Source organism: Flavobacterium artemisiae (assembly GCF_042678225.1).
Classification (GTDB): domain Bacteria; phylum Bacteroidota; class Bacteroidia; order Flavobacteriales; family Flavobacteriaceae; genus Flavobacterium; species Flavobacterium artemisiae.
On sequence record NZ_JBHUDZ010000007.1, the window covers coordinates 654,443 to 668,621 of the forward strand.

The 14,179-nt window shown below is 33.9% G+C and carries 9 protein-coding genes; 2 read left to right on the forward strand and 7 right to left on the reverse strand.

The window, feature by feature from the left end; all coding sequences use genetic code 11:
• Positions 1 to 394 precede the first annotated feature (394 nt).
• The 7 genes from ACFSC2_RS08095 to ACFSC2_RS08125 all read right to left on the reverse strand — a co-directional run bounded on the left by ACFSC2_RS08095 (position 395) and on the right by ACFSC2_RS08125 (position 11,012).
• Complete coding sequence (locus ACFSC2_RS08095) at positions 395 to 1,357, reverse strand: glycoside hydrolase family 5 protein (RefSeq protein ID WP_379816892.1); 963 nt, start codon at positions 1,355 to 1,357, stop codon at positions 395 to 397.
• Between the two features lie 9 nt (positions 1,358 to 1,366).
• Positions 1,367 to 2,602 carry a glycoside hydrolase family 27 protein gene (locus tag ACFSC2_RS08100; RefSeq protein WP_379816893.1) on the reverse strand — a complete coding sequence of 412 codons (1,236 nt, stop codon included), beginning with the start codon at positions 2,600 to 2,602 and terminating at the stop codon, positions 1,367 to 1,369.
• A 147-nt stretch (positions 2,603 to 2,749) separates the two neighbouring features.
• Complete coding sequence (locus ACFSC2_RS08105) at positions 2,750 to 3,718, reverse strand: T9SS type A sorting domain-containing protein (RefSeq protein WP_379816894.1); 969 nt, start codon at positions 3,716 to 3,718, stop codon at positions 2,750 to 2,752.
• 189 nt (positions 3,719 to 3,907) lie between these two features.
• Positions 3,908 to 4,996 carry a hypothetical protein gene (locus ACFSC2_RS08110; protein WP_379816895.1) on the reverse strand — a complete coding sequence of 363 codons (1,089 nt, stop codon included), beginning with the start codon at positions 4,994 to 4,996 and terminating at the stop codon, positions 3,908 to 3,910.
• A gap of 17 nt (positions 4,997 to 5,013) precedes the next feature.
• Positions 5,014 to 6,612, reverse strand: a complete 1,599-nt coding sequence (locus tag ACFSC2_RS08115) for a RagB/SusD family nutrient uptake outer membrane protein (RefSeq protein ID WP_379816896.1) — start codon at positions 6,610 to 6,612, stop codon at positions 5,014 to 5,016.
• Positions 6,613 to 6,623: 11 nt separating this feature from the next.
• Entirely contained in the window at positions 6,624 to 9,821 is a 3,198-nt protein-coding gene (locus tag ACFSC2_RS08120) for a SusC/RagA family TonB-linked outer membrane protein (RefSeq protein ID WP_379816897.1), read from the reverse strand.
• 312 nt (positions 9,822 to 10,133) lie between these two features.
• Positions 10,134 to 11,012 (reverse strand): AraC family transcriptional regulator, encoded by an 879-nt coding sequence (locus ACFSC2_RS08125; RefSeq protein ID WP_379816898.1) that lies wholly within the window; start codon positions 11,010 to 11,012, stop codon positions 10,134 to 10,136.
• A gap of 304 nt (positions 11,013 to 11,316) precedes the next feature.
• On the opposite strand from ACFSC2_RS08125, the gene ACFSC2_RS08130 reads away from it, so the two are divergent.
• On the forward strand, positions 11,317 to 12,444 hold the full coding sequence (locus ACFSC2_RS08130; RefSeq protein WP_379816899.1) for a glycoside hydrolase family 26 protein: 1,128 nt from the start codon (positions 11,317 to 11,319) through the stop codon (positions 12,442 to 12,444).
• Between the two features lie 317 nt (positions 12,445 to 12,761).
• Positions 12,762 to 14,153: an MFS transporter gene (locus ACFSC2_RS08135; protein ID WP_379816900.1), complete on the forward strand. Its 1,392-nt coding sequence runs from the start codon at positions 12,762 to 12,764 to the stop codon at positions 14,151 to 14,153.
• Positions 14,154 to 14,179: the final 26 nt, after the last annotated feature.

Below are 14,179 nucleotides of genomic sequence, written 5' to 3' on the forward strand. Positions count from 1 at the left end.
TTCCAATAATCATTATTTGATATTATTCGATATTTATTTTTGAAAATTCAACAACTAAAAAACCTCATATAAACACAAATAAATAGGGTTTTAAAAAATAACACACATAAAAAATAGACTAAAACTTACTTTTTTAATAACCAAAAAATAAACAACCCCTAAAATTTTAGGGGTCATATAAAAATAAATAGAAAAAGAATAATTTTCACACCTGAATAAATGGATAATATATAGAAATTTTACAATGCCAATAATTCTTACAAAAATACACATGAGAAGTTTGTTCATTTATAAATACTTTCAGGTTTAATTTTGGATAAAAAAATTAAAAAGGACATAAAAAAACCTGTTCAAATTTTGAACAGGTTTAGAATATTAATTCTGAATTCTCTATTTATTCACGATTATACTTTCTCAAATACTCTCGAATTTTTAATCCTGATTCTTTCAAATCTTCATCTTTCCACTTTCCTTCCGATTTGGCTGATTTTTTTAAAATAGAACACGTTTCGTCTTTATCAGACACAGACCATGTAATCCAGCTCAATTTACGAGCTTCCATCCATTCGATATATTCTTCCCAGGCTTTAATATTTAAAGGTCCGTCTCCAGACGCCTCCATTCCTGCCGATTCAGAAATAAAAACTGGCAGACCGCTTTTGATTGCGTTGTCTGTACGATCGCGAAGTTCTTTACCATGCGTTGCGGCGTAAAAATGCATGGTATACATTATATTATTATAATCCATTATCGGATCGGAAGCCGGCAGATCTATATCCTGATCCCAATGCGGACATCCGACCAATATTATATTATTAGGATCATTTTGGCGAATTTCTTGAATAACTTCTTCTGCATAACTTTTAACTTCCCACCAGGTTTCATAATCTGGCTCATTAAATACTTCATATATAATGTTAGGATACTTTCCGTACTTTTTTGATATTTCAGCAAAAAAGGCTTTTGCTTCTTTTAAATTGACATTGTGACTGTGCCAATCTATAATTACATAAATATCTGATTTTATTGCACCTTCGATTACAGCTTCTATTTTCTCTTTAGAAAACTGCGGATTCTTTTGATATGAAAATTCGCCAAGCTCAATTCCCATGGCAGCACGAACTACATTACAGCTAAAATCTTTTTTAAGCCAGCTGACTGCTTTTTCATTATAAAATCTTGGCCACATACTATGCCAGCCAAAACTCAAACCACGAAGTACTATTGGATTATTATTTTTGTCTACAAGCTGTATTCCTTGCACACTCAATTGTCCGTGCGTTTTTACAAATTGCGCGTTTAGATTAAAAGACAAAGACAGGAAACAAAAAACCAAAAGAGAAAATTTCAATTTCATACCTATATATTAAGGAGTTAGTTTAAGCGTAATTACATCATGAGATGCTATTTCTGAAATAAATATCTTTTTTGTGGATCCAGCTTCTTTATTTTTCCATAGGTCTTTTAATTTAAAAGTCGTTTTAGAAAAATCTGTTTCGAAACCAAAATCTGAATCCTTAAAGTTATTCTTTTTCCAATCAAAATTTATTTTTTTCAGGCTGTCTGTTCTATTTAAAAAAGACACCGCCCAAGCCCCATCTGACAAAGGCTTTACCCAAACCTCAACACCATCAATAACTTTATACTTAAAACCTTGAATTCCTAATTTATCTTGATTGATGGCCAACAACTCTTTGTTAGTTAAAATAGCCAATGTTTCTTTAGACATTTTTCTATAATCATTTCCAGTAAATAATGGAGAAGCTACCATACACCACATCGCAAAATGAGATTTATCTTCGGTATCGTTCATTTCGTTTCCAACTTCCATCATATCAAAATCATTCCAATGATCGGGACCAGAATATTTACGGATATTTTTTCTCATGTCTATGATTTTCATGAATCCCCAAGATGACCAGTTTTCTGGGTGTTTAAATTCGCAGTCAAAACACGGATAAATATCTCCAGAAATTCTCCAAAGATTCCCGATTGGCTTTCCCCATTCCCAAGGCTGGTTATCACCCCATTCGCAAAGACTAAAAACAATTGGTCTTCCGGCAGTTTTAAGCGCATTGCTCATTGTTTTGTATGCTTCTTTTGCCGTAATTCCTTCTGTATTACACCAATCGTATTTTAAAAAATCAATTCCGAGTCGGGCGTAAAAACGAGCGTCTTGATATTCATAACCTCTTGTTCCTGGATAACCCGCACAAGTTTTTGTTCCCGCACAATTATATAGTCCGAATTTAAGACCTTTACTATGTACATACTCTATCAGCGCTTTCATTCCGCTTGGAAATTTTTGCGGATCTGGAACCAAATCTCCATTTGCATCGCGTTCATGCGTCATCCATCCATCATCTAATACAATATAATTATAACCGGCCGCCGCTAAACCTGACGAAACCATGATGTCGGCAGTTTCTTTAACCAATTTTTCGTCGATATTGGTTGCGAAAGTATTCCAAGAATTCCACCCCATTGGCGGTGTCATTGCTAAACCTTCAAATTTTCCGCCTTCCTGTTTATGAGTATTTCCTTGGCCGAAACCAAAACTTGTTATACTCAAGGCAATCAATACTAGTAATGCATTTTTCATTTTATTATATTTTGTACTATTTATTTAATCTGTTATCGTCTCAATTATTTACTATGAATTTATTATAAAATCTAATCATTTCGTTATGTAAAAAACTCCATAACGATCATCTCGAAATGGAGTTGTTTGTTTTATGAAGTATCTGTATTAAATTACAACCAGATTTTTTGTTTTTACAACTCCATTTGAATAAGTTACCTGAACAACGTACATTCCAGCTGTCAGTGCTGCTCCTACACTCGATTTAAGTGCAAATGCCGCACTCGAATTTGTCAATGAAAAAGTAGCAACCAAAACTCCTGAATTATTATATACTCTGCACGTTCCCGGCGATGCCTGCGTAACTTGCGGAGCCACTATTGTAATATATCCGTTACTGTAAGGATTTGGCGCAACGCTGATTTCATAATTTACTGACGGAGTGCCGTTGTTTGCACAGTTTGTTAAATTTAAAGATACCGAATTACTATATGATGTTACTGTAACCGAATTAGACAAACAGCCTGCAGAAGAAGTTCTAGAAGTTAAGTCATATAAAAAATACGGCTGACCGTTTAAAGGCAATTTTAATTCGAATACGTTTTTAGAGGTTTCTGTAATAATTATAGAAGCATCTGGCACACGAGGCGCAATGGTATAGCTGGTATTTGGACTCGGATTTGGATTTGTTGTTACCGTAAGATTAATGATATGATATTGCGGCGTGCAATAATCAGTTGTTTTTGTTACTAAATAACTTGGTGGAGTTGGCGGCGTCGCTGTCACAAAGTTAAAATCAGGTGTTGTATAGACAATATTTCCTGCTAGATAAAATGTCGCTTTAATTGAAGTCGGGCTGTTAATTATATTCCCAGATTTGATTACAACTCTGCTGGTAGCATCGAAGGGATTTCCTGAAAATGTGATTCCAGAATCGTTAGAAGACCAAACTATAGTATCATAAGTTACTGCAGACGCATTTACAATAGTATACGATGGATTGCTGGAAATACAATACGGATTCAAACCGCTGATATATTGCGCTTGTATTCCAAAAATCATTAAAAAGAAAAAAACACTGGTTAGAAGAATTTTTCTTTTTAAGGAACTAACATTTAAAAAGTAATTGTTTTTCATAATTAGATTTTTTTAGTGTTAAAATAATTGACTTCTGTAAATTTAGATATCGATTTTATATCAATTCAATACTATTTCATTAAAAAACAATACTATATAATCATTTTAAAAAGAATTTTCTTTAATAAAAAAACTCCATTTCGATAAGTCGAAATGGAGTTTTTACAAATACTAACATTAAAAACTTATTTACTCCGCTTTAACCGTAAAACCGATATTATCAAAGTAGAATGTATTTTCGATACCGTCTCCTTTATCTGTTGTTGTTCTGTTTTGGAATGTGATATTCTGAACGCGATCTGTATTGGTTAACACTGACCACGGAAGATAGAATGTTTTCCATTCTGTTGTTACATCCAAAATAGGAGGATTATTATCCCAATTTCCATTAAACACAAATCCAAGTTTTCCTGGAACTTTTGCTTTTATCGCTACACGTAATCCAGAATATGGCGTAAGCTGATCGTACCAGCCCCAGTTTCCTTGAATATTACCCCAAGCATCCATTTTTTTGGAAATATAAGTTAAACCTTGTTCTGCAGTTCCGTCTGATACGTAAGTATAGTTATTCCAAGAAGGAAAATCTAATCCGTAATAGGATATGTCATCAAATATTGCTGTTCCCACTGCGTAAGAAGCGTTTGTTTCTCCAGACATATTAGCTACCGCAAGATATCTTGTATCTGCTCCTGCCGGTAGTTTTACTACTATTTTTTCTAATGTAGACGAAACTACGGTTACCGGAACAGCTTCTTTTGATTTCGTTTTGGCAAGTGTAACAATTGGGTTTAAGAAATATTTACCCACGATAGTTACTTCTTGACCTTCAGTAGCATTTATTGGATAAAATCCTGCAATTGTCGGCACAGGAGGCGCAATTACAAAATCGAATACAGCAGTACCTTTTTGTGTTTCTACTCTTAATTGATTAGAAGAATTCGCGTAAGGTGTATTTTCATCTATTTGAATAACGATATCTGTATCCGTTACAAAAGTTGGTCTGAAATAACTGCTGAAATCATTAAAAGTAACTTTTGTCGCTGTCAAAAATCCTTTACCATGAATTACATAATAGTTTTTTGGATATCCAACAGTAACTGGATCAAATGGTTTTATAGTCCCATTTGTCTCATAACCAGTTGGCGATACAGACTCAATAACTGGTGCGCCTCCGGTAGAACCAGAAGCATTATCATCATTTGAACATGAAGCAAAAAGTAGTAAAGATAATACCCATGTCATACATGCTGTTAACGAAATAATTTTTATATTTTTCATCTCTTTCTCTTTAATAATTATTTAAATGTATACGGCACAACATCGCTCAACCTAGGATTTTTAACCAAATCATCTGCCGGATAAGGCAATAAAAGATTGGTTGCCGAAATTGAAATATGTTTTTCAACCTCTCTGTTTCCTCTGTTCTGAGCTTCCAATATTGCCTTAGCCTTACTAAATGGCAAACGTCCTAAATCAAAATAATAATCTCCTTCGCATGCAAGTTCTGCACGTCTTTCTTTAAATATATCATCAAAAGAAATTGAAGCTTTTTCTGGAACTCCTGCTCTTCTTCTTACGGCATTAAATGAAGCCAGCGCTGCAGGATCTGATGTGCTTCCTGTCTGCGTAGCTAAAACAGCTTCGGCATGAATTAATAATAATTCTGCATAACGCATCATATAACTGTTCATACTGCTTTCTCCATTAAACGGCGGGTTAAAAGGTCCTGTTATTGGCAAATTCTCTTTTCCGATTACGTATTTTTTCAATCCCGCACCCGATTTTTGTGCTTCGTATTGTATATTAAAAGTATATCCCAAGATCTTTTTCGCATCTACTTCAAGAGTTTCTGCATAGGTTAAATTCGGATAATAATCCCCTGGAAGCATAAAAGTCTCTATCCTTCTTTTGTCATTCATTTCATATACATTTTTGATCAAATCCTGAGATGGTGCAATTTGTCCAGAATAAGTAGTTTCTACCAATCTGTTTTCTGGCGCAAACAAAGTATTCGAAAAATTTCCGTCAAAGTATGTTCCAGCACCATTCCATTGCCAAGAAAAGATAGATTCTTCGTTATTATTATTTTTCTGAAGCCACAAATCAGCAAAGGATTTTGTTGGTAATGCATCTCCACCTAATAATTTAAATTCACCGCTGTCAATAACTTCTTTAGACAATGCTCTTGCTAAATCGTATTTTTTCTGATATAAATATACTTTAGCCAAAAGCGCTTTTGCAGATCCACTAGATACGTGAGCATTTGCAGCATAATCAGAACCTCTGTTTTTAGTTCTTAAATTAGCAATCGCAAATTTCAAATCATTTTCAATAAATTTATAAACATCTTCAGTAGGGTTACTTGGAATAACAAAATTTAAAGAATAAGCACTATTATCCTCAATAATAGGCACATTTCCCCATAATCTAACCAAGAAAAAATAAGAGAAAGCTCTAATAAAATGCGATTCTCCAAGTGCATTATTCAACGCTTCTTTACTCACATTTGGACCAACACTTTGCGGTAAACTATTAATGTAAGCGTTAGAATTTGCAATTGCCCCAAAACAAGATCTCCAAGCATCTGAAATAAAAGCCTGAGAATTTGTAAAACTTAAATCTGTAAATTTTCCAAAGTCGTTATAAACATCTGCATACATATTTCCAGAGATCACGTCTGTAATTCCGTAAAAAGCAGATTTATTCATATTAAACCAAACAAGACCATACAAACCATTTGTTGCATTATCAAGCTTAACATCAGAATCGTAATAATTTCCAATTGTAGGTGTAGCTTCCGCAGGAACATCTAAGAAATCCTGAGAACAAGACGATGAGATCAACAATAAAATTGCCAAACCAAAAACACCGCTTCTATTTAGTATATTTTTCATAGTAATTCGTATTAAAATTCAACATTAAAACCAAAAGTGATTTGTCGCGGAACCGGGTAACGACCGTTATCTACACCAGATAACAAGGCATCTTGGTTGTAAGCTCCTACTTCTGGATCATAACCTTTATACTTCGTGAAAGTAAATAGGTTTTGACCTGAAGCATAAATTCTCAATCTTGATAATTTAATTTTTGAAATAATGTCTGATGGTAAAGAATACCCTAAAGTCACGTTTTGAATTCTTAAATAAGAACCGTCTTCGATAATGCGAGTTGAAACTGCATTATTAATATGATCATAAGTTGAAGGTCTTGGCAAGCTTCCGTCAGTGTTTGAAGCGGAATAAAAATCAGACGCTTCTGTCAAATAATTTGTTCCCAAGTTACTGTTCAATGTTCCAGACAAACGAGTTAAGTTCATTAACTTATTTCCAGCTGTCCCTTGAAGAAAGATAGACAAATCGACATTTTTGTATCTAAAGTTGTTTGTAAATCCGTAAGTGAATTTTGGATTTGGATTTCCAATTGGCTTCAAATCCTTCTGATCAATAACCCCATCATTATTTTGATCTTTATAAATAACATCTCCTTTTTGGAAATCTGGCTTCAATGAGTTTGTTCCATCTTTCAAAATCACTCTACTGCCATTTGTGTCTGTGTGGCCGTAAGTTGTCAAATCTTCATCAGTTCTGTAAATTCCCAAAGCTTCATATCCAACAAATGAACCAATTGGCAAACCTTCTACCGTTCTAGAAACTGTTACCGTATTGTAAGCAAGAGTTCCCATTGTTTTTACGATATTTAATCCTGCCATATTACTAACCTCATTTTCATATTTAGTAAAATTCAGACTTCCATTCCATGTAAAATTTTCTGAGAATTTCTCTGTATAACCTACCGTAATCTCAATACCTTTATTTTTCATGCTTCCAAGGTTAAAGTACGGTGGATTTACACCCCCCTCATAATCACCACCTCCAGAAAGAAAGTTTGGCAATGGTACTTGGTACAAGAAATTTTTTGATACTTTTTGATACAAATCTACCGAAGCTGTAAGTTTAGCTTTAAACATATTAAAATCTAAACCTAAGTTCGTCTGATCCTGAGTTTCCCATTTCAATTTTTGATTCGCTGTATTTGATGGTAAATAAGAAGTTCCCATCGAGCTGTTAACCACATGAAGATTAGACTCGTACAAGTTATTACCAATTTGATTATTACCCGTCTGCCCCCAGCCTGCTCTTATTTTAATACCGTCAACATATTTTTTAGTTCCTTCCATAAAAGCTTCATTAGAAAGTTTCCAAGAACCGCTTACAGAACTAAAAACACCCCATTTATTTCCTGTGTAAAATTTTGAAGAACCATCTGTTCTTATCGATGCAGCAACTCCGTATTTATCTGCATAATCATACACAACCCTTCCTAAATAAGAAGCCAAAGTCTGTGTTCCAGAATATACGCCGCTTGTAACTGCTTTTGGCAAATCAGATGCAGCAAGTGTTTTGTTGTTATTATCGGTATACCCACTGGCCATTATAGAATAGCCTTCCCAGTGTGCTCTATTAGATTCTTGTACCGCCAAAAGCGTAAAATTATGTTTACCAAAAGTATTTCTATAAGTAAGCATGTTTTTTAAGTTCCAAGAATTTCCGCTTGACGGATTATAATATAAGTTGGCATAACTTTTTACTGCATTACCCAAAGAATACATCGGATCAAATCGCTGTCCTAAATTATCGTAAATATATCCACCTGCTTCAAAACGATATTCCAAACCTTTTAAAATATCTACCTGAGTATAAAAATTACCCGAATAGTTTTTTCTAACTAAAGTATTTGAACCTAACAATGAAGTTGCTACCGGATTTACAAATGAAGTATTTCCTCCTGAAGGCGGTCCAGAAAACGCACCCGACAATTCTCTTACGGCAACATCTGGAGTTGCTAATAAAGAAGTTGCAACAACACCATTAAATTGTCCGTTCAATGTCAATTTTTCATCTGTAATAGCACCGCTTACGTTAACACCAACTTTGATAAAGCTGTTTACTTTTGCATCAATATTAGATCTGAAGTTATATCTTTTGAATCCAGATTCGATTACAATACCTTCTTGGTTTAAAACTCCTCCAGAGATATAATAATTAATTCCTTCTTTACCTCCTGAAAATGACAATTGATTAGATGACATTAAACCTGTTTCGTAAATAGCATCCTGCCAATCTGTACCTTTTCCTAAAACTTCTGGATGAGCAAATTCTGGTCGTTTTGATAACGGATCATAAACATCTGCTAACGCATTTTGATGTATTGCATATTCCTGCAAATTCATAGAATGCAATTTTTTCGGAAGGTTACTTATTGAATAAGAACTCTCAAATGACAATTTACCTGTTCCTTTTTTACCCGATTTTGTAGTTACAATGATAACTCCATTTGCACCGCGAGAACCATAAATTGCCGTTGCCGAAGCATCTTTTAAAATATCAATAGATTCAATATCATTCGGATTAATCAAAGCCAGTGGACTCTGAGTAATATTACCATTATTAGAAAAGTTAGAATTTCCCTGCGCATTTCTTCCAGATGTAGAAGAGTTTCTTGCATCTCCCGAAATTGGCACACCATCAATTACATACAAAGGTTCGTTTGTCCCTGTTAAAGAAGAAACCCCGCGGATTCTAACCGAAACGTTACTTCCTGGTTCTCCGGAGTTACTATTTACGACTACCCCCGCCGCTTTACCCTGCATCATTTGATCGAATGAGGCAACTTTTAAATTTTCAATATCTTTAGAACTAATACTTGAAATTGCGCTGTTAACGTCTTTTCTCTTTTGAGTTCCGTACCCAATTACCACAACATCTTTTAGGTCTTCTGTATTTGATTTCAGAATTACATTAATAGTTGTTTTAGTACCCACGGCTATTTTTTGGGTAGTAAAACCAATAAAAGAGAACGATAAAGTTGCATTTGCAGGGACATCAATCGAGAATTTCCCATCAAAATCTGTTGAAGAAGTAATTTTTGTACCGACAACTGAGATATTCGCTCCCGGAATCGACAATCCTTTTTCATCCGAAACAGTTCCCGAAACCTTTACCTGCGCTGTAATAAAATTACTGGTCAGTAACAAAAATAAGATCAAAGGAACGGCTCTGTGGTTAGCTTTCCAATGAATGAAGTTAGTCATTAGTTTTTTCATAATAAGTGTTTGGTTAGTTTAATTGTAATCCTTAGAATTTAAGGCATAAGTAAGTGGTTAATTATTCTCTTAAATTATTTAACAAATCTATAACAGAAGAAAATATCAAATCGATAATATTATATCATTTAATGATAATATTTTTACTATACGCGTTTAAAAAAACATATATCAAAATAAAACCCATTAAAAATTACATTATCCGCAAAACACAAGCTAAATCTGCCTTAACTTATAAAAAAAAGTTAACGAAATCGTAAAAATCAAACGTTTTCGTTAAAAATAATATACATGCATGAAAAAAAAGTATCACTAAAGAATTCTTTTCAGACCTGAAAATTCTTCACGATATTGACTAGGAGTACAATTTTTCGTCGACTTAAAACTGCGGTTGAAGTTCGCAATATTATTAAAGCCAGATTTAAATGCGACCTCAGAAACACTCATGTCTTTTTCTACAAGCCATCGCGCTGCGTAACCAATTCGGATGTCATTTATATAATTGACAAAGGTTTTTCCAGTGCGTTTTTTTATAAATCGATTAAAAGAAATGATCGACATGCTGGCTACATTTGCTGCATCTTCTAAAGTTATTTTGTCAGCAAAATTTTTCTGCACATATTCGTAAACCAATTTCATTTTATCATAATCATCAAACGTGTCATAATCTACCGTATAAGTAGAAAGCAATCGCTGATTTCTGGAATTGGCAAGATCATATAATAAAGAAGTAATTTCTAAAAAATAGTCCATACCATCAAGTTTAGACAGCCTGACAAGCCTTGGCGTTAATTCTTCCGCCGTTTTTTTAGAAAAAAGAATTCCGTGAATTGAGCGGTTAAACATATCTCGAATCGGATTCATAATACGTCTCGAAAGCAAAGATTCATGAAATAAATCATTATGAAATTGAATTGTAATCTCGTGTATTTTTTTACTCGTACATTTATTCAGTTCCCAGCCGTGATATAAATTTGGACCGATCAAAACCAATTCGACATTATCGATTTCTTCAATATTATCACCTACAACTCGCTTTACTCCTTTTCCGTTTAGAATAAAATTGATTTCAAATTCAGGATGGTAATGAACAGGAAAATCAAAACTATCTTTGACACGATCAAAAACCAAAAAACTGTCTCCCGCCGAAAGCGGCGCAATTTCTCTATAAAAATTTTTCGTATTACTCATCTTAAAAATATTGGTTAGGTAGTGGTGTAAGTTATTTCTTGACTGCAATAATATGATATATAATTGATAAAATAATATTAATTATACGAATAACATCCATTTATCTTTGAAAAATAGAATTATCAATTTTATAAAAAGCAGAGAATTATTAAACATTAATCATTTTTTATCATTTATCTTTTTATAGTTTTAATAATTTTAGCCTAAAAATGATGTTATATTTTCGAAACAAAAAACAATTGTTTTTGATTTCATTACAAATCATCATTTTAAGGTTATCGAACTGAAAAACAAGTATATCAAAATGAAAAAACAGCTTCTAACGTTTTTAACCGCCATATTTATTGGAACCTCATGTTCTTCTGCAGCAATTTGCAGTGATACTAATTTGTCACTTTCAGATAAAAAAGCTACAAAAGAAACCAATGCACTTTATCAAAAACTAAATACTCTTACAAAAAAAGGATTTCTATTCGGACATCAGGATGATTTAGCATATGGTGTAAATTGGAAGTACGAAAACGGGAGAAGCGACGTAAAAGAAGTTACGGGAGATTATCCGGCTGTGTATGGCTGGGATATTGCAGGTTTAGAAAATGACAGCCCGAATAATATAGATGGTGTTCCCTTTGAAAAAATGAAACAATATATTATTGATGCAAATTCTCGAGGCGGGATTTCTACAATAAGCTGGCATTTTGATAATCCTGCTGGAAAAAACGCTTGGGATAATACACCAAATTCTCTTAAAACCATTTTACCAGGAGCAGAGAATCATCAAAAATATATTTCTTGGTTAGACAAAGCAGCCAATTTCTTTTTATCATTAAAAGACAAAAAAGGAAAAAATATTCCGATTCTCTTTAGACCTTTTCACGAACTTACCGGAGGCTGGTTTTGGTGGGGAAAAGGAAATTGCACGCCAGACGAATTTAAATCGGCATGGAAATTTACATTTGAATATCTCCAGAAAAAAGGCGTTCACAATTTAATCTATGTTTACAATACCGGAAGTTTTAAAACCGAAACTGATTATTTGCAAAACTATCCCGGCGATGATTACGCAGATATTTTGAGTTTTGACAGTTATCAAAATAACTCAGATTCGTCTGGAGAAAAATTCGTTTCGGAAGTGCAGCAGCAATTCAAAATTTTAAACGAAATTGCTGTAAAAAAACAAAAACCAATTGCTTTGGCCGAGGCAGGCTACGAAGCCGTTCCAGACCCAAAATGGTGGACAGGAACTTTATTGAAAGCAATCGGAGATTATAAAATTACTTATGTGTTATTATGGAGAAATCACGGCTGGCAGGAAAAAGAACAAAAAATGCATTATTACGCTCCGTTTTCAGGTCAAATAAGCGAGAAAGATTTTGTAGATTTTTATAAGCTTGATAAAACTTTGTTTGAAAAGGACATTAATAAAAAATGATTGTTGAAAGTGATTATTAAACACATAGAGACATAGATTTTTAATCACAAAAAAAGGAAAAGAAACAAATCTAGATTTGAACAGATAGCAAATCTTGGTTTAAAAATAAAAGAATTATTAACACATAGAAACATAGGTTAAATCAATAAAGAAAAAGGAAGAAAAACAAATCCAGATTTGCACACATAGCTATGATTGTTTAAATAAATGAAATGCCTTTTAACGCAAAACAAACTATGATTCTATGTGTTAAATTAAAAATTACAACTCAATATAAATAACCCCAAACTTAACCACAACCATTAACAAAAAAACGAATGCACGAAAAAATCAGTTTAAAAGAAAAAATAGGTTACGGCCTTGGTGACGCAGCTTCTTCAATGTTTTGGAAAATCTTCAGCATGTATCTGCTGTTTTTCTATACAGATGTTTTCGGACTTGCGCCTGCGGTAGTTGGAACCATGTTTTTGATTACACGAATCTGGGATTCCTGCTTTGATCCTATTGTTGGAATTTTAGCCGATAGAACCCGCAGTAAATGGGGGAAATTTAGACCTTATCTGCTTTGGGTTGCCATTCCGTTTGCGATTATAGGTGTCTTAACTTTTTACACACCCGATTTCGATGAAAAAGGGAGAATAATATATGCTTATGTAACTTATTCGTTGATGATGATGATTTATTCGTTAATCAACGTGCCTTACGCTTCACTTCTTGGCGTAATGTCTTCGGATCGAAAAGAACGAAACACCCTTTCGTCCTATCGTATGGTTTTTGCTTTTGGAGGAAGTTTATTAGCACTTTGGCTTATCGAGCCTTTGGTAAATTATTTTGGAGGAAACTTAAATTCTAAAACCGGCTGGCTGGCAACAATTGCCGTTTTCGGATTAATCACTACTATTTTCTTCTGGGCTTGTTTTCTCTTCACGAAAGAAAGAATAAAGCCAATTGGAGACGAACAAAACAACTTAAAAGAAGACCTAAAAGACCTTTGGAAAAACAAACCTTGGTGGATTTTACTTGGAGCCGGAATCGGAGCTTTGGTCTTCAATTCTATTCGTGACGGTGCTGCAGTTTACTATTTCAAATATTATGTAAGCAGCAATGTGAATTTTGGTTTTTCACTTTTTGGAACCGATTTTCACATGACGCCAACCTCTATTTATCTCGTTTTAGGACAAGCGGCAAATATCATCGGAGTTATCATTGCCACACCAATCGCCAATAGAATTGGAAAAAAGAAAACCTTTTTTGGAGCAATGGCTTTAGCCGCTGTTTTAAGTCTTATTTTCTATTTATTCGGAAAAGAAGATGTTTTCTTAATCATGAGTTTTCAGGTTTTAATCAGTATTTGCGCGGGTTGTGTTTTTCCTCTAATCTGGTCAATGTACGCAGACAGCGCCGACTATTCGGAATGGAAACAAGGACGACGCGCAACCGGATTGGTTTTCTCTGCTTCATCAATGTCGCAAAAATTTGGCTGGACAATTGGCGGCGCAGGTGCAGGATGGCTTTTAGCTTATTTCGGATTTCAAGCCAATGTGGAGCAGACCGCTTTTACCCAAAATGGAATTCAATTAATGCTGAGTATTCTTCCGGCAATTGCAGCCGTGATATCCGTTTTATTCATTCTATTTTATCCATTATCAGAAGAAAAACTGCAGCTTATTGAGCAGGATTTAAACTCAAAAAGAGACCAAAACAATTAAAATATATAGATTCAGAAATAAAATCA

Excerpts from the sequence above, each read along its gene's own strand:
- ACFSC2_RS08130 (WP_379816899.1), top strand. The coding sequence starts at position 11,317 with ATGAAAAAACAGCTTCTAACGTTTTTAACCGCCATATTTATTGGAACC.
- ACFSC2_RS08135 (WP_379816900.1), top strand. The coding sequence starts at position 12,762 with ATGCACGAAAAAATCAGTTTAAAAGAAAAAATAGGTTACGGCCTTGGT.
- ACFSC2_RS08110 (WP_379816895.1), bottom strand. The coding sequence starts at position 4,996 with ATGAAAAATATAAAAATTATTTCGTTAACAGCATGTATGACATGGGTA.
- ACFSC2_RS08105 (WP_379816894.1), bottom strand. The coding sequence starts at position 3,718 with ATGAAAAACAATTACTTTTTAAATGTTAGTTCCTTAAAAAGAAAAATT.
- ACFSC2_RS08120 (WP_379816897.1), bottom strand. The coding sequence starts at position 9,821 with ATGAAAAAACTAATGACTAACTTCATTCATTGGAAAGCTAACCACAGA.
- ACFSC2_RS08095 (WP_379816892.1), bottom strand. The coding sequence starts at position 1,357 with ATGAAATTGAAATTTTCTCTTTTGGTTTTTTGTTTCCTGTCTTTGTCT.
- ACFSC2_RS08125 (WP_379816898.1), bottom strand. The coding sequence starts at position 11,012 with ATGAGTAATACGAAAAATTTTTATAGAGAAATTGCGCCGCTTTCGGCG.
- ACFSC2_RS08115 (WP_379816896.1), bottom strand. The coding sequence starts at position 6,612 with ATGAAAAATATACTAAATAGAAGCGGTGTTTTTGGTTTGGCAATTTTA.
- ACFSC2_RS08100 (WP_379816893.1), bottom strand. The coding sequence starts at position 2,602 with ATGAAAAATGCATTACTAGTATTGATTGCCTTGAGTATAACAAGTTTT.